Raw genomic sequence first — 16,019 nt, forward strand, 5'->3', positions numbered from 1 at the left:
AACGAAACAGTCGCCGAATCATAGCCTGCGGTCCGGACAAGTCCTGGGCCGCGTCTTTCGATCCGCGCGCCGTTCAGGAGCCGCCATGTCCACAACCGTGCTCATCGTGGACGACGATCCGGTCCAGCGGCGTCTCGCCGAGGCGGCGGTGCGCCGGTTCGGCTTCGAGGCGCGGGTCGCCGAGACGGGGGCGGAAGCCCTCGCGCTGCTGAGATCCGAGGGCGCGGACGTGGTGCTGCTCGATCTGGTCATGCCGGAACTCGACGGCCTCGGCGTGCTGGCGGAGATGCGCAAGACCGGGCTCGCCACGCCGGTCATCGTCCAGACGTCCAACGGCTCGATCGACACGGTGGTCACCGCCATGCGCGCCGGCGCCGTCGATTTCGTGGTCAAGCCCGCCGGCGCCGAGCGGCTGCAGGTCTCGATCAAGAACGCCCTTCGGGTCGACACCCTGGAGGAGGAGGTGCGCCGCATGCGCCGCCGCGCCTCCGGCGCGCTCACCTTCAAGGACCTGACCTCCAAGAGCCCCGACATGGAGCGGGTCATCCGCCTCGCCGAGCGGGCCGCGAAATCCAACATCCCGGTGCTCATCGAGGGCGAGTCCGGCGTCGGCAAGGAAGTGCTGGCCCGGGCGATCCAGGGCTCGGGCGACCGGCGCGGCAAGCCGTTCGTGACCGTCAATTGCGGGGCCATTCCCGAGAACCTCGTGGAATCGACCCTCTTCGGCCACGAGAAGGGTGCATTCACCGGCGCCACCGAGAAGCATGCCGGCAAATTCGTCGAGGCGTCGGGCGGCACGCTGTTCCTCGACGAGATCGGCGAACTCCCGCTCGATGCACAGGTGAAGCTGCTGCGCGCCCTGCAGGAAGGTGAGGTCGACCCGGTCGGCGGCAAGCGCTCGGTGCGGGTCGACATCCGCCTCGTCTCGGCGACCAACCGTTCGCTGCTCGACCTCGTGAAGCAGGGTAAATTCCGCGAGGATCTGTATTACCGCCTCAACGTCTTCCCGATGACCCTGCCGCCGCTTCGGGCGCGCCGCGAGGACATTCCCGACCTCGTCCGCTCGTTCTGCGCGCGCTTCGCCGCCGAGGAGGGCAAGCGGGTCCGGGCGATCAGCCCGGAAGCCATGGCACTGCTCACGCGCTATCCCTGGCCCGGCAACGTCCGCCAATTGGAGAACGCCCTGTTCCGCGCCGTCGTCCTCGCCGACGGGGACGAGCTGACGGTCGCCGAGTTCCCGCAAATCGCCGCGCAGGTCGAGGGCTTCGACGTGCGTATTCCGGCGGCACCCACCCAGGCGCAGATGCCGACCTATATCCCTGAGCCGGTGCGCGAGATCGTGCGCGTCGAGGTCCGTGATCCGCACGCCATGTCGCTCGTCGCCGAGGAGACCGGCGAGATGAAGCCGATGGACGTGCTCGAGGCGGAGATCATCCGCTATGCCCTGCAATTCTACCGTCAGCGGATGTCGGAGGTGTCGCGCCGCCTCGGCATCGGGCGGTCGACGCTCTATCGGAAGCTGAAAGATCTCGGCCTCGAAGACGAGGAGAAGACCGAGGACGCCGCCTGAGCTTCGGGGCGTGCGCTAGCGCACCGCCCGGATTTGGCAGCGAGTCCGGCCCGAGAGCTGGACACTGCTGACGGCTCTTGGACGATAATAAGTCAGATCAAAAGCCGTGCAGACTTGAAGACGCGACGGTAGCCGCTGGACCAAACTTCTATTCACGAAGACTGCGGTTGCCCAATGCCACGCTTGCGCGGATAATCACAATTCGAGCGTGCGGTCCTGCCGCCGCACCCCGGGAGATCACGATGCGCGTCCCGCGCTCCAGCCTCATGGCGCTGGCCGCCCTCTTGACCGGTACGCTGGCCTCGGCCGGCGCCTTCGGCGCCGAAACGGCCGCGCTCGACAAAGCGATCGCCGATACGCCGCCATCCTCGCCGCCCGTGCTCTCCTCGCCGTCGGATCCCGTCACGACGGCGCTTCCTGATTACAAGCCGGACGCGCCTGCAGCCGAGCCCACACCGGCCCCAACGGTCGCGGCGCCGGTCGCGCCTGCCGATCCCCTGGGTGCCGCGATCCTGGCCCGCTTCAGTGACAACGCGCCGCTGCTCCTGCGCCTCACGGGCAAGGAGCGGGACGCGATCAGGTCGTTCTACGAGGCTCGCGCCTACAAGCCGCTTTGGATCGCCGACGGGGCCTGGACCGAAGCCGCGAAGGCGGTCGCGTCGCGGCTCGCGGCCGCCGGGGAGGACGGGCTCGACGCGCGCGCCTACACGGTCCCCAATCTCGCCGAGAAGCCGGACGAGAAGGCCATTGCCGATGCAGAGCTGCGCTTGTCGGCTGCGGCCGTCCTCTACGCCCGGGACGCCCGTGGCGGCCGGATCAATCTCCCGTCGATATCGCGGCTGATCACCCCGACGCTTGATCTGCCGGCCGGCCAAGATGTGCTGGCGAAGCTGGCCGATGCCGGCGCGAAGACCGGCGATGCGCTCCAGAGCTATAACCCGGCCACCCCGGGCTATCTGGCTCTCAAGACGCGGCTCGCGGGTCTGCGCGGGCCGGCGCCCGCAGCGGCGAAGCCGCTGCGCCTGCCATCCGGACCGGCTCTGCGCTCCGGGATGCGCGATCCGCGTGTGCCGCTCCTGCGGGCGCATTTCGGCCTCGAGAACCGGCCCGCCGGCACATTCGACCGCGGTCCCGGCGACCCGGAGGATTACGATTCCGTCGTCGCCGATGCCGTGGCGAAGTTCCAGCGCGGCCGTGGGCTGCCCGGAAACGGCGTCCTGAATATCCAGACCGTGCTGGCGCTGGCCGATGCCGGCCGTTCGGCGCGGCCGACGGGCAGCGAGGCCGAGCTGATCGTCAATATGGAGCGCTGGCGATGGCTGCCCGGCGATCTCGGGTCCGACTACATCCTGGTCAACATTCCCGAATATCGTCTGCGCGCCTATCGCGGCGGCACCCTGCGCGACGAGGCGCGCGTCATCGTGGGCAAGCCGGAATCGCGTACGCCCCTGTTCTCGGGGCTGATGGAATATGCGGTCGTCAATCCGTCCTGGTACGTACCGCCCTCGATCCTGAAGACGATGGCGCCGAAGCTCGCCGGCTACGGCGGCAAGACCTGGGGCGGCTACGAGGTCGTCCGCCACAGCGGCCACATCTCGCTGCGGCAGCCGCCGGGCGAGCGCAACGCGCTCGGCTTCATCAAGTTCATGTTCCCCAATCAGCACGCGGTCTATCTGCACGATACGCCAAACCGCTCGCTGTTCTCGGCCTCCAAGCGCGACTTCAGTCACGGCTGCGTGCGCGTCGACGATCCGTTCCGGCTCGCGGATGTGGTCCTGCCGGACTGGTCCGAAGAGCGGCTGAAGAAGCTGATCGGCAAGGGCGAGCGCACGCTCCGGCTTCCGCAGAAACTGCCGGTGCACCTCGCCTACTTCACCGCCTATGTGGACGATGGCGGCACCTACCGCACCCTGCCCGACCTCTACGGCTACGACGCGCCGATGCGTGCAGCCCTCGGGCTGCCCGGTGGTGGCAATCCGGCGATGGCGCGACTTCCGGACGAGGCGCCGCGGCGCAAAGCCGAGCGTGCGCCGACACCTCCGCCGGCACGTACCGTTCAGCGCCGGGTGACGCACCGCCACGTCGTCGACCAATGGCCGGGCAACCGCTACGAAGAGGTCGATGCGCCGCGCCGTCCGTCGCGCCGGGCCGCACGGGCCGACAGCGCTCCGGAATTCGGTGAGCCGGGTCTCTGGACGCCGGCCCCGCAGCAGGCGGCCCCGCGGAGCTGGTGGTAGCCGAAGGTCTGCGGCTACCCGCAACTTTCAGGTGCGCGACCGCACAGCCGGGCACGATTTCGCCACGGTCAAGCCTTAGCCGTATCAGCCGGGAACCCGGCCTGACATCCGCCGGGCACAAGTGTCGGCAGAGGATCAGGACTATCGTGCCGAGTCTCCCGCGCTCCCTTCGCACCTTCGCCATGGCCCTTACGGGCGTCGCGCTGGGCTTGATCGCGGGCACGGCCGAGACCGAGGACGCGGTCGCGAACGGCGACACGCGCGCTCTCACGATCTATCACACACATACGCAGGAGAGCGCGACCATCACGTTCAAGCGCGATGGCCGCTACGACCGCGCGGCCCTCGAGCAGCTGAACTGGCTCCTGCGCGACTGGCGCGTCAACGAGCCCACCAAGATGGACCCGCGCCTGTTCGACACGGTCTGGGAGGCCTACCGGCAGGTCGGCGCGAGCCAGCCGATCCACGTCGTCTCCGCTTACCGCTCCCCCGGCACCAACGCGATGCTGCGCCGCCGCTCCAAGATGGTGGCCGAGTACAGCCAGCACATGCTCGGCAAGGCCATGGACTTCTTCCTGCCGGACGTTTCGATCGACCGCATCCGTGAGGTCGGCCTCCAGATGCAGCGCGGCGGCGTCGGCTGGTATCCGCATGCCGGCACGCCGTTCGTGCACCTCGATGTCGGCTCCGTACGCATGTGGCCGCGCATGACGCACGATCAGCTCGCTCGCCTCTTCCCCGACGGCAAGACCGTGCTTCTGCCAAGCGACAACAGGCCCTTCCCGCGCTACGAGGAGGCGAAGGCTGAGATCCTTGCCCGAGGCGGCACCGTCGCGGGCCTCACCACGCAGATGGCGAGCGGCGAGGAAGAGGACGGACCGGGCCTGTTCGGCTTCCTGGCGAGCCTGTTCGGCGGCAGCCGCTCCGCTCCGGAACCTGCGCCGCCGCCCGCCGTCGCCGCGAAGGCCCGCCGGGCGCCGATCGTGGCCGTGGCGAGCGCCGATCCGCAGGATCCGGTCGGCACGCGCACCGCCCTCGCCTACGCGGCGCCCACGGCCAACAATCCTCAGCGCGACTCGCTGCTGCAGCGCGAGCAGGCCACGGCGCCTGACGGCAAGCCCGCCGACGCCAAATCGCTCCTCACGGCAGCGCAACCGGCCGCCGCCGCTGAGGAGGCGGTGCTGTCGGTGGTTGCGCCGCTGCCGCCGCGCCGACCCTCGGATCTTGCTGCGGTTATGGCGGCCATCGCGATGCCGCTCCCGCCGCCGCGTCCGGTCCAGTTCGCCGCGCTGAACGGCGGTATGGCAAACCTCCCCGCCCCTGTCGAAAGCCGCGCCGCGGCTGCGATGCCCGCGTCGGCCCGTGCCCGCATCCTGGTCGCCCCGGACGCCGACGCCAAGATGCAACTGCGCGCCCTGTTTGATGCGGCGTCGGCGGGTCCCGTGGCGTCGCCGGCGAGCCGCAACGCACCGGTTCGCGTCGCAACCACCCGTGTCCGCGATGCGGCGCCCGACGCCGTAGTCGCGGCGGCCCCGGATCGCGTCGCGACGCGGTTCAGTGCGCGAAGCCCGGGAGATGACCTGACGGCGGCCCGGTTCACAGGCTCGGCAGCGCGGTCCGTGTCAGGGTCGCGCTGAATCCACAACGCAGACCGGCCGTCCCCTGCTCGGAGAAGCGTCGGCGGACCGCGCGCATACAGCTGACGGTTCGATCCCGATCGCGCCAGGCTGCCACAATGACCGCTCGGTTACCGTCCCCGGCCTAACTCAGCGCAACGGCTTCGACAGATTGACCGTGAGGGCCGCCACGAGCGTCGCCGCGTAGCCGTCATCCTGGGTTCCGGCGATCCGCTCGGCCTCGCCGCCGCTGTTGGCCGCAACAGACATCATCAACATCACGGCCGTCGTCACGCCGCCGAGACCCGCGACCAGCGCCAGGTAGGCGCGCACGGCCGCGCTCGGGGCCGCCACGACCGCGTGGTTCTCGCCGAGGCAAAGCGGGTTGGAATCAGGATGGATCATGGCCGATGATTCCGACGGGTAACGCTGGCCCCGGGGCGGATCGACTAGGGACATGCACGCCCCGTCGGCTCAAGCAGACAACGTGCCGCTCGGGAACGAGTTCGTGCTGACGAAAACATTTTCAACCGGTATTTCACCGGTTGGTTGACGGTCCTGTTGAGGGCGCCCGCAGGCGCCCCCGGACGCCGTTCAGCCTTCCTTGCCCGAGACCTTGCCGAGTGCCGCCTGGGCGGCCGCGAGCCGGGCGATCGGCACCCGGTAGGGCGAGCAGGACACGTAATCGAGCCCGACCTCCTGGCAGAAGCCCACCGAAGCCGGATCGCCGCCGTGCTCGCCGCAGATGCCGAGCTTGATGTCCGGACGGGTCTTCCGGCCCCTCTCGACGCCGATGCGCACCAGCTCGCCGACGCCCTCTTGGTCGATGGTGATGAATGGGTCGGCCGGCAGGATCCCCTTCTGGGTGTAGGGGCCGAGGAATGTCGCCGCGTCGTCGCGGGAGATGCCGAGCGCCGTCTGCGTCAGGTCGTTGGTGCCGAAGGAGAAGAACTCGGCCGTCGCGGCGATCTCGCCCGCCATGAGGGCGGCCCGCGGCAGCTCGATCATGGTGCCGACCTGATAATCGAGGGTGGCACCCTTCTCCTTCGCGACCGCCTTCGCCATAGCGTCGATGCTGGCCTTCACGATGTCGAACTCGGCGCGGGTGAAGACCAGCGGCACCATCACCTCGGGCGTGACCGGGCTGCCGGTATCCGCCGCCGCCTGGACCGCGGCCTCGAAAATCGCCCGAGCCTGCATCTCGGCGATTTCCGGGAAGGCGATCGCGAGGCGGCAGCCGCGGAAGCCCAGCATCGGGTTGTGCTCGGACAATTCCCGCATCCGGTGCCGGATCTTCTCCTCGGAGACCCCCGTCGCCTTCACCACTTCGGCGACCTCGGCGTCGGTGTGCGGCAGGAACTCGTGCAGCGGCGGGTCGAGCAGGCGGATCGTGACCGGCAGGCCGGACATGATCGTGAACAGCTCCAGGAAGTCCTGGCGCTGATACGGCAGGATCTTCGCGAGCGCCGCGCGGCGGCCCTCGGCGTCGTCCGCCAGGATCATCTCGCGCACCGCGATGATCCGGTCACCCTCGAAGAACATGTGCTCGGTGCGGCAGAGGCCGATGCCTTCCGCGCCGAAATTGCGCGCCGTCCGGGCATCGGTCGGCGTGTCGGCATTCGCCCGCACCTTCATGCTGCGGATTGCGTCGGCCCATTCCATCAGGGTGGCGAAGTCGCCCGACAGCTCGGGCTCCAGCATCTTTACCTCGCCCTGGATCACCTGGCCGGTCGAGCCGTCGACGGTGATCTTGTCGCCGGCCTTCAGCGTGATGCCGCCGACCGTCAGCGTCTTGGCCTTGTAGTCGATCCGGATGGATCCGACCCCGGAGACGCAGGGCTTGCCCATGCCACGGGCGACGACGGCCGCGTGGCTGGTCATGCCGCCGCGGGTGGTGAGGATGCCCTCGGCGGCGTGCATGCCGTGGATGTCCTCGGGCGACGTCTCGATGCGAACGAGGATGCACTTGCGCTCGGCCTTGCGGTGCGCCTCCGCGTCCTCCGAGTTGAACACGATCTCGCCCGTGGCTGCGCCCGGCGAGGCCGGCAGGCCCGAGGCGATGACCTTGCGGTCGGCTTTCGGGTCGATGGTCGGATGCAGAAGTTGGTCGAGGGCTCCGGGCTCGACCCGGCCGATCGCCTCATCGCGCGAGATCAGCCCCTCGCCCGCCAGATCAACGGCGATGCGCAGGGCGGCCTTGGCCGTGCGCTTGCCGTTGCGGGTCTGGAGCATCCAGAGCTTCCCCTTCTCGATCGTGAATTCCATGTCCTGCATGTCGCGGTAGTGCGCTTCCAGGATCCCGTAGATCCGGGTCAGCTCCGCGAAGCTCTCGGGCATGACCTTCTCCATGGAAGGTTTGTCGCTCTCGGCCTCGATCCGGGCTTTCTCAGTGATGTTCTGCGGCGTGCGGATGCCCGCCACGACGTCCTCGCCCTGCGCGTTGATCAGGAACTCGCCGTAGAGCGCCTTCTCGCCGGTGGACGGATTGCGGGTGAACGCCACGCCGGTGGCCGAGGTGTCGCCCATGTTGCCGAACACCATGGCCTGCACGTTCACGGCCGTGCCCCAGCTCTCCGGGATGTTGTTCAGCTCCCGGTATTTCTTCGCCCGTGGGATCATCCACGAGTTGAAGACCGCGCCGATCGCACCCCAGAGCTGGTCGTCGGCGCCCTGCGGGAAATCCGAGCCGTGCTCGTCGCGGACGATTTTCTTGTAGGTCTGGATCAGGATCTTCCAATCCTTGGCGCCGAGTTCGGTGTCGAGTTCGAAGCCCTTGCCTTCCTTGTACTGCTCCAGCGCCTCCTCGAAGGCGTGGTGTTCCACGTTCAGCACCACATTCGAGTACATGGTGATGAAGCGGCGGTAGGAATCGTAGGCGAAGCGCTCGTCGTCGGCCTCCTTGGCCAGGGCCAGTACCGTCTCGTCGTTGAGGCCGAGATTCAGGACCGTGTCCATCATGCCGGGCATCGAAGCCCGGGCGCCTGAGCGGACCGAGACGAGGAGCGGATTCGCAGCGTCGCCGAACTTGCGGCCGGTGAGCTTGCCGACCTGCGCGAGCGCCGCCGCCACCTGATCCTTCAGCTCGGGCGGGTAGGACTTGCCGTGGTCGTAGAAGTAGGTGCAGACCTCGGTGGTGATGGTGAAGCCGGGCGGGACCGGCAGACCGAGGTTCGACATTTCGGCCAGATTGGCGCCCTTGCCGCCGAGCAGGTCGCGCATCTGCGACTTGCCTTCTGCCTTGCCGTCGCCGAAGGCATAGACCCACTTCGCGCTGCCGGTCGCCATGTCGATCCCGTCCGTATCTAATGCCCGGCGTCAGCCGGGCTGATGGCCGGGGTTGGACCATCCCGCACCGCAACGCAAGATGAACGCACGATGGCGACGGGCGCGGGCTGCTGACGGGTCCAGTCGTCTGTCAGGGCCGCCCGTCCAGGGTGCGGGCGCTGGTCAGTGCAGGATCCCCAGCCCGATCACGCCGACCACGATCAGATAGATTGCCACGATGTAGTTGAGCAGACGCGGCATCACCAGGATGAGGATCCCGGCCAGGATCGCGATCAGCGGCTGCAGGTTGGAGATGGTAATCGTCACGGGCGCCTCCCTGGGCCGAGCTTGGCCGCCGGTATCGACGTCCCTACCCGACGCAGGTTCGCTGTAGCTTGCGCGGAGCGGCCGGGTAGCCCGGCCGCTCCGGAACCGATCAGGGCTTCGGCGTCGGCTTGTCGGTGCCGGGGATCGGGTCCTTGGCTTCGCCGGTTGGCAGGCTCACCGAGATCGTCGGGTGAGACAGCTCCGGATAGGGCTCGATCACGTTGGCGCCGTTGAGCGGCTTGTTGGCGCCGTTATGGCAGGTGGCGCAGTTGACCTTCGGCGCGTCACCGAGAACTCCGAGGCGGTTTCGCGGAAAGGTCGAGGTCAGCGGCGTCAGGTAGTCCTGGTTGAGGTCACGCACCATGCGGATGCCGTACCAGGCATGGACCCTGTTCGGCGTGCTGGTGTCCCATTGCGCCACCGAGCGGGTGTTGTGGCAGAAGGTGCAGTTCACGCCGAGTGATTGCGACATGCTGATCATGATCGCGAACGTCTTCTCCGCGTCTTGGATCGGCTTGCCCTTGGTCTCCGGCAGCGCCGTGGTGGCGTTGACCCGGACGGCGTCCTCCGACGTCTCCTTGTACTGGTAGAAGGCCTGATAGACGTCATAGGGCAGCGAGGTGTTGCCGACCTCCGGCGAGGCGAGGTTCTGGCTGTTGTTGCGCGGGATGAAGCGTCCCGCGCCCTGGACCGGATGGTCGAACCAGATATTGGCCGGTACCGGATTGCCGCGGTGGCAAGTGTAGCAAGTCACGCCGGCCTGATGGACGTGGTTCTCCTTCCACGTCGAGTTGATGTACTGCGTCATCTGCAGCATGCGCCGGGCGACACGCTTCTGGTAGAGCTCGTCGGAGGCCATGTTCTCGGTGCTGTGGCAGTACGTGCAGCCCTGTTGCGGCGCGACCCATTCGGTGATCGACACCATCAGACGGTTGAACTGCTCGGCCGAGAGGTCGCCCAGAACCTGCACGTTTTCGTAGACGGCCGAGGCCTTGTCGCCCCCGGCATCCGCTGGGTCGGCCGGGGCCGGCGCCCGGTTGGCTTCCGACAGAGCCTCGTTGCCGGCCCGGGTCCGGATCAAGTCCATGCCGGTGCCGCGGAAGCCGGTTTGCTTCACCGCCATGGGCGGGTGGGTCCAGCCCGCGCCGCCGAACATCGCGATTGTGAGGAAGAGAGCCAGCGCCCCGCCGACAACCGCCAGAATCGTCTTCATGACGGCCTCCTCACGGCTTCATGCCGGGTGCGAGATGGGCGGGATCCACGATCGGGCCGTAGACCTGCGGATACGAGGGCGCGACGTGGTGCTTGACCGCCCAGAGGTACCAATTGTCCACAACGGTGCCGGTCAGCAGGATGCCGATGCCACCGGTCAGCGTGGTCAGGACAGCGAACCACCAAGCCCAGCGGTGGACCGATTCCATCGTGGCGTTGAAGCCCATGGTCCAGCGCCAGAACAGGGCGGCACGCTCGGTGGCCGTGCCGCGATCGACGATCTGGTCGATCTCGCGCTCGGCGCCGTAGCGCGAGCAGGCCAGAATCGTTCCCCCGTGCATGGCGAACAGCAGAGTCGATCCGTAGAGGAATGTGATCGAGAGCATGTGGAACGGGTTGTAGAACAGGTTCCCGTAGCGGAGCGAGAACGCCGCCGTCCAATCGAGGTGCGGGAAGATCCCGAACGGCACCGCTTCCGACCAAGAGCCCATCAGCAGCGGACGGATGAAGCCGAGAACCAGGTAGAGCCAGATCGCCGAGGCGAAGGCCCACGGCACGTGGAGACCGAGGCCCAGCGCCTTCGCACGCTTGTAGAGGTGGACCCACCAGAGCAGGATCGACGCGGTCAGGAAGAAGCCGGCGATCAGCCACCAGCCGCCCTCGTTGAGCGGTGGCAGGACCTTCAGTCCGTATTTCGGCAGGGGCGGCTCAAGGGCGAGCCACGGCAATTGCCGGACGAACTGCACTGGGTCCCAGTTCACCGAAGCCCACATGTTGAGCCCGATGATCTCGAAGGCGATGACACCGCAGGTAATCGACAGGGCCGCGATGTAGCCGATGTAGATCGGCCCGACCTGGCTGTTGCCGATGAGGCCGAACAGGTAGCTGTTGAACGGCTTGCCCACGCGGTCGTCGACCGCCACCGGGACGCCTTGATCCGGCACGAGCGGGCGGACCTGAACCTGCGTGAAGATGTTCTGGTAATAGGCCATGGCCTGCCCTCCCCCGGAGTGCCGCGCGCTCTGCGGCGTCTCGCATCACCCGTGTCGTCTCGCCGGCTGCCGGCCGGTCATCGCCAGACCGGCAGGTTGAGCCACCAGCCCCACCATTGCGGCCAACCCTGAGTCCAGAACGGCCCGCTGATCACGATGCAGACCGCGCTCCAGAACCCCGCCGACAGGGCCAGGAACAGCCCAAGCCGGTGGATGCCGAGGGTGCCGATCGAGTAGCCGATCGTGTCGCGGAAGAACGTGTCCTCGTGCTCGGGCGTCTTCACGGTCTCGCCCTTCTTCGGGTTGGTCGCCGAGAGGATCAGGCCGCCGTGCATCGCCAGCGCCAAAGTGGTCGTGAAGAAGAACGTCACGGCCAGCATATGCGCCGGGTTGTAGTGAAAATGTAGGTACTGGTATCCGGTGTTCGACACCCAATCGAGATGGCTGAGAATGCCGTAGGGAAAGCCGTAACCCCAGGCGCCCATCAGGAACGGGCGGATCACCACGAGGGTGAAATACGCGAAGATCGCCATCCCGAAGGCCGCCGGCACGTGATAGCCGATGCCGAGCTTGCGGCAGATCTCGACCTCGCGCAGGGCCCAGGACACGAAGGAGCCGAGCGCGCAGAAGGTGATGATCTGCCAGAGGCCACCTTCCCTCAGCGGCGCCAGCCTCAGGCCGTAGCTGATGTCGGGCGGCGCGATGTTGATCTGCCAGATGTTCCAGGTCGGTCCGAGCGCCGCGCCGTAGATGACGAGCGCGGTGCCGAGCACCGTGAAGAACATCCCGACGACGCCGAAGAAGCCGACGAAGAACGGCCCGACCCAGAAGTCGAACAGGTCGCCGCCGAGCAGGGTGCCGCCGCGGACCCTGTATTTGCGCTCGAAGCTCAGCATCGCCATGGCGGCTGCTCCCCAGTCAGGCCGGTAAAAGGGATCGAAGAGGGTGACCGCGGCCCTCGCGCGCCGCGGTCCGAACCGGCGGTCAGGCCGGCATCTGCGGCAGCGCGAGCGTGATGGTGTTCGCGGCAGCCTTGTTGTTTCTCGGGCCGTCCAGCCAGTTGAACCGGTCGGTCGAGAGCAGGATGAAGTGGATCAGCAGCGCCAGAATGAAGAGGAAGGTGAACAGAGCCACCAGCGTGCGCCGCGGATCGAAGAGCAACCAAACCTTGTGCATCCGATCCTCCTCAGCCGATCATCGTGACAAGGGCATGGGCCGCATCGCGGACGCCCTCGAGAGAGGCGTAGCCCTGCGGTCCGGGAAGCCACGGGCGCCACAGCCAGACGAGGATGTGGGCGACCACGGCAATCGCCGTGAAGATGAGGAAGCTCGTCAGGAAGATCGCGTGGAACTCCTTGGCTTCCGGTTCCGTCAGCCCGGACAGGCTGCTCGGTCTTTCTGTTGCAACGGGTCCACCGGCCATCGTTCAGACCTCCGTGTGTTGGCCGCGCTTCTCGCGAAGCGCGACGGGTTCAGCCGTGATGCCTGGGTGGTCACGGCCAGACTTCCCCCGCGTCACCGGACGGAAGCATCTCGATCAGGGCGTTCAGCCCATAAAGGCGAAGGGGATGGCCTGGACCGCCATGGCGCGGGCCTCGCCGAAGACGGACCGGCGCGCCGGCGCCAGGCCCGGCCGGGCGGGCTCGCGGGCCGGCCGGAACCGGTTCAGCGTCGCAGCGGCGAGGAAGAACGGATAGGTCGCCGCCAGGATCAGCCGGAACTGGATCTCTTCCTGGTGCTGGCGGTCGGTCGCGACCATCGTGCGCATCGTCAGGTCTCCTCTGGGGCTTGAGAAAAGCAGGGTCACGCGGGGATCCCCCCGGCGAAGTCGGCGCGGGCGCGCGCCACATGGGCGGGCGCCACGGCATCGGATTCGGCATCGCGGGCGGCCCGCTCGGCGGCGTCGCGCAGGCGCTTGGCGGCGGATATGCGGGCCAGCACCGGCTGCGCCTCGACCAGAGCGTCCAGCGCCTGCCGGGCGGCCTCGTCCCAGGGCAGCTCCGCGTGCCGCCGTGCCGGGGTGGCCTCGACCTTGTCCATGTCGCGGGCGAGCGGCAGGATGTGGAAGAGGGTATCGAACAGGGCGTTGCAGACCTCTTGGACGAGGTAGGTCGCACCGGCGTAGCCCATGAACGGCGTGCCGGTGTGCCGCCGGATGATCGCCCCGGGGAACGAAGCCGGGACGTAGGTCGCCCGGGCGCCGCACTCGGCGAGGTACATTCGCTCGTTGAACGAGCCGAACAGCACCAGCGGGGGCTTCGCGGCGATCGCTGCCCGCACGGCCGCGTTGTCGGGCTTCTGCCCGGCGGAGCGGCTGAAGGCGAAATGGCAGGGCAGGCCCATCTCGTCTTCGAGGAAATGGCGCACGCCTCGCGCGTAGGTCTCCGTGGCGACGATGCCGAAGCTCGCCGTGCCAAAGAAATCCTGCGTCACCGAGCGCCAGAGATCCCAGATCGGCTTGATCGTGGTGTGACGCTCGCGCTCGATGAAAGGCTCCGGATCAAGCCCGAGGATGTCGCCCAGCGACCGCAGGAACTTGCTGGTCGAGAGCACGCCGATAGGCGCCTGCAGGTAGGGCCGCTCCAGATCCTCGCAGAGCAGCCGCCCGAACTCGCGGTAGAGGCAGATATTGGCGTCAGCGTTGACGAGCTTCGGCACGTCCGCAAGGTGCGCGCCCAGCGGAAAGGTGAGGTTCACCTCGGCGCCGATCCCCTCAACCAGCCGCCGGATCTCGGCGAGGTCGGAGGGCATGTTGAACGTGCCGTAAGCCGGTCCGATCAGGTTCACCCGCGGCTTCTCGCCGGGCTTCTTCTCCGGCCGGGCCGGGATGCCCTTCTTGGCGAATTTCTTGGCGCCGTATTCCTGCCAGAGCCAGCGCATGGCGCGGTCGGCGGCCTGCCATTGGTCCTCGTCGATGGTACGGGGAAGAAAGCGCTGAAGGCCGGTCCCCTCGGGCGTCACGCCGCCGCCGATCATCTCGGCGATCGATCCGGTGACCACCACGCTGGGCTGGCCCGGATCGAGGGTCGCGTGCGCGCGCTTCATCGCGCCCTCGGTGCCGTGCCGGCCCAGTTCTTCTTCCGCGAGGCCGGTCACGACGATCGGCAGCTCATGGGGTGGCAGCGCGTCGGTGTAGTGCAGAACCGAGGTGACCGGCAGATTCTCGCAGCCGACGGGGCCGTCGATGACGACCTGCAGGCCCTTGATCGCCGTGAAGACGTAGACCGCGCCCCAGTAGCCGCCGGCCCTGTCGTGATCGAGAATCAGCATCAGGCCATCTCCCCGATCGGCTTCTTGGGGCCTTCGATCTTCGGTCCCTGGCGCTTCTGCGGCACCTCCTGCCAGACGCCCGCGGCGTGGCCGGTGCCGACGCCCTCGAAGAAGTCGCGCATCGCCTCGAACCGCGCCTTGTTGCCGAGCGCGGCGTTGATCACCGTGGCGAGCGAGCCCGCGCCGGCCGCGCCCATCAGCGGGCGCGCCGAGATCAGATTGGTGAAATAGAGGGCCGGCGTGCCGCGCTCCTTGGCCCGCTGGACAACCGGCGTCGTGCCGATGGCGAGGTCGGGCCTGAGCGAATCGAGGGCGTACAGATCGTCCTCGAGCGAGGCCCGATAATGCACCTGCGTGCCGCGGGCTTCCAGCCAGTCGCGGTCGGCCTCCGACCAGGGCGTGCGCGGGCAGGCGGTGCCGACGTAAGGAACCTCGGCGCCGCTCTCGACGAGGAGGCGTGCCACCAGCAATTCCGATCCTTCGTAGCCGGACAGCGTGATCCGGCCCTTGATCGGCATCGCGCCGAGCGCCCCGCGGATGCCGGGCAGGATCCGGTTCTTGGCCGCCTCGACAGTGGCGCGGGCAACCCCGCAGGCCTCGCCGATCCGGTCGAGCCAGTCGGCGGTGCCGTCGACACCTACCGGAGCGGACCCGACGATTGGCCGGCCGGCCGCTTCGAACTCGCGGATCGAGGCGGTGTAGAACGGATGGATCGCCGCCACGGCTGCGCAGTCGAGGGCGGCGTAGAGTTCGCGCCACTCGCGGGTCGGGACGACCGGCCCGGCCGCCAGCCCCAGGGGCTCCAACAGCGAGCCGATCACCACCGGATCAGCCGGAAACACCTCGCCGAGCAGCGCCACGCTCGGGCGCTCGGAACGGCCACCACGGGGCGCGGCTACCGGACCCTGCTCGGCTTCCGACCGGGCGACCTTCAGCATGGCGCCGGCCAGAACGTCCTTGGCCTCGGCATGGGTCGGGACGCCGAAGCCCGGCACGTCGATGCCGATCACCCGGACGCCGTCGATCTGTTTCGGCAGCAGGCGCAGCGGCACGCCCGAGGCCGTCGGGACGCACAGATTGATGACGACGACGGCGTCGTAATCCTCGGGCTTCGCGGTGGCGTGGACAGCCTCGCGGATGTCCTCGAACAGCTTGCCTGTGACGAGCGTCTCCGAGTTGAACGGCACGTAGCCGACGCTGCGCTTCGCCCCGTAGAAATGCGACGTGAAGGTCAGGCCGTAGACGCAGCAGGCGCTGCCCGAGAGGATCGTCGCGGTCCGGCGCATGCGCAGGCCGACCCGGAGCGAGCCGAAGGCCGGGCACATGCTCTGCGGCTGGTCGTGCGGGCCTTGCGGATAGTCGCTGCGCAGCTGCGCCAGGGTCTCGGACATGCCGGCGGCTTCCGCGGCCGCCGCCATCGCGTCCTTGCCGGCATGGCAGCCGAGCCCGTCGCCCTTCGTGGCGGCGATGTCGATGGACGGGGCTGCCTTGCGGGCCCGGAGATCGGCGATGTCGAGGGAGACGGCCATGC

Annotated in this window: 14 protein-coding genes; 3 read left to right on the top strand and 11 right to left on the bottom strand. The window is 68.1% G+C overall.

Going from position 1 to position 16,019, the window contains the following annotated elements:
* The first annotated feature begins 85 nt into the window (after positions 1–85).
* The 3 genes from JOE48_RS07345 to JOE48_RS07355 all read left to right on the top strand — a co-directional run bounded on the left by JOE48_RS07345 (position 86) and on the right by JOE48_RS07355 (position 5,444).
* Entirely contained in the window at positions 86–1,570 is a 1,485-nt protein-coding gene (locus JOE48_RS07345; protein ID WP_210028940.1) for a sigma-54 dependent transcriptional regulator, read from the top strand.
* Positions 1,571–1,812: 242 nt separating this feature from the next.
* Positions 1,813–3,807 (top strand): murein L,D-transpeptidase, encoded by a 1,995-nt coding sequence (locus tag JOE48_RS07350; protein WP_210028941.1) that lies wholly within the window; start codon positions 1,813–1,815, stop codon positions 3,805–3,807.
* A gap of 146 nt (positions 3,808–3,953) precedes the next feature.
* Entirely contained in the window at positions 3,954–5,444 is a 1,491-nt protein-coding gene (locus tag JOE48_RS07355) for a DUF882 domain-containing protein (protein WP_210028942.1), read from the top strand.
* 129 nt (positions 5,445–5,573) lie between these two features.
* Here the strand turns inward: JOE48_RS07355 and JOE48_RS07360 are convergent, their stop codons facing one another.
* The 11 genes from JOE48_RS07360 to bchY all read right to left on the bottom strand — a co-directional run bounded on the left by JOE48_RS07360 (position 5,574) and on the right by bchY (position 16,017).
* Positions 5,574–5,828 carry a hypothetical protein gene (locus JOE48_RS07360; protein WP_210028944.1) on the bottom strand — a complete coding sequence of 85 codons (255 nt, stop codon included), beginning with the start codon at positions 5,826–5,828 and terminating at the stop codon, positions 5,574–5,576.
* A 189-nt stretch (positions 5,829–6,017) separates the two neighbouring features.
* Positions 6,018–8,708 (bottom strand): pyruvate, phosphate dikinase, encoded by a 2,691-nt coding sequence (gene ppdK, locus JOE48_RS07365; RefSeq protein ID WP_210028946.1) that lies wholly within the window; start codon positions 8,706–8,708, stop codon positions 6,018–6,020.
* Between the two features lie 162 nt (positions 8,709–8,870).
* Positions 8,871–9,014: a DUF3096 domain-containing protein gene (locus tag JOE48_RS07370; RefSeq protein ID WP_012319762.1), complete on the bottom strand. Its 144-nt coding sequence runs from the start codon at positions 9,012–9,014 to the stop codon at positions 8,871–8,873.
* Positions 9,015–9,123: 109 nt separating this feature from the next.
* Positions 9,124–10,227, bottom strand: coding sequence for a photosynthetic reaction center cytochrome PufC (pufC, locus tag JOE48_RS07375; protein ID WP_210028948.1), 1,104 nt, complete (start codon positions 10,225–10,227; stop codon positions 9,124–9,126).
* A 10-nt stretch (positions 10,228–10,237) separates the two neighbouring features.
* Positions 10,238–11,218: a photosynthetic reaction center subunit M gene (gene pufM, locus JOE48_RS07380; protein ID WP_210028949.1), complete on the bottom strand. Its 981-nt coding sequence runs from the start codon at positions 11,216–11,218 to the stop codon at positions 10,238–10,240.
* Between the two features lie 77 nt (positions 11,219–11,295).
* Entirely contained in the window at positions 11,296–12,120 is an 825-nt protein-coding gene (gene pufL / locus JOE48_RS07385; RefSeq protein ID WP_210028950.1) for a photosynthetic reaction center subunit L, read from the bottom strand.
* A gap of 82 nt (positions 12,121–12,202) precedes the next feature.
* Positions 12,203–12,394, bottom strand: coding sequence for a light-harvesting antenna LH1, alpha subunit (gene pufA, locus JOE48_RS07390; RefSeq protein ID WP_160534243.1), 192 nt, complete (start codon positions 12,392–12,394; stop codon positions 12,203–12,205).
* Between the two features lie 10 nt (positions 12,395–12,404).
* Positions 12,405–12,641, bottom strand: a complete 237-nt coding sequence (pufB, locus tag JOE48_RS07395) for a light-harvesting antenna LH1, beta subunit (protein WP_210028951.1) — start codon at positions 12,639–12,641, stop codon at positions 12,405–12,407.
* 123 nt (positions 12,642–12,764) lie between these two features.
* Entirely contained in the window at positions 12,765–12,986 is a 222-nt protein-coding gene (locus tag JOE48_RS07400; RefSeq protein WP_210028952.1) for a hypothetical protein, read from the bottom strand.
* 35 nt (positions 12,987–13,021) lie between these two features.
* A complete protein-coding gene (gene bchZ, locus JOE48_RS07405; RefSeq protein WP_210028953.1) occupies positions 13,022–14,488 on the bottom strand; it encodes a chlorophyllide a reductase subunit Z in 1,467 nt (488 codons plus the stop codon).
* Positions 14,488–16,017: a chlorophyllide a reductase subunit Y gene (bchY, locus tag JOE48_RS07410; RefSeq protein ID WP_210028954.1), complete on the bottom strand. Its 1,530-nt coding sequence runs from the start codon at positions 16,015–16,017 to the stop codon at positions 14,488–14,490. Before bchY ends, bchZ begins: the two co-directional genes overlap by 1 nt.
* Positions 16,018–16,019 lie beyond the last annotated feature (2 nt).

The sequence above is a fragment of the Methylobacterium sp. PvR107 genome, assembly GCF_017833295.1.
Taxonomy (GTDB): domain Bacteria; phylum Pseudomonadota; class Alphaproteobacteria; order Rhizobiales; family Beijerinckiaceae; genus Methylobacterium.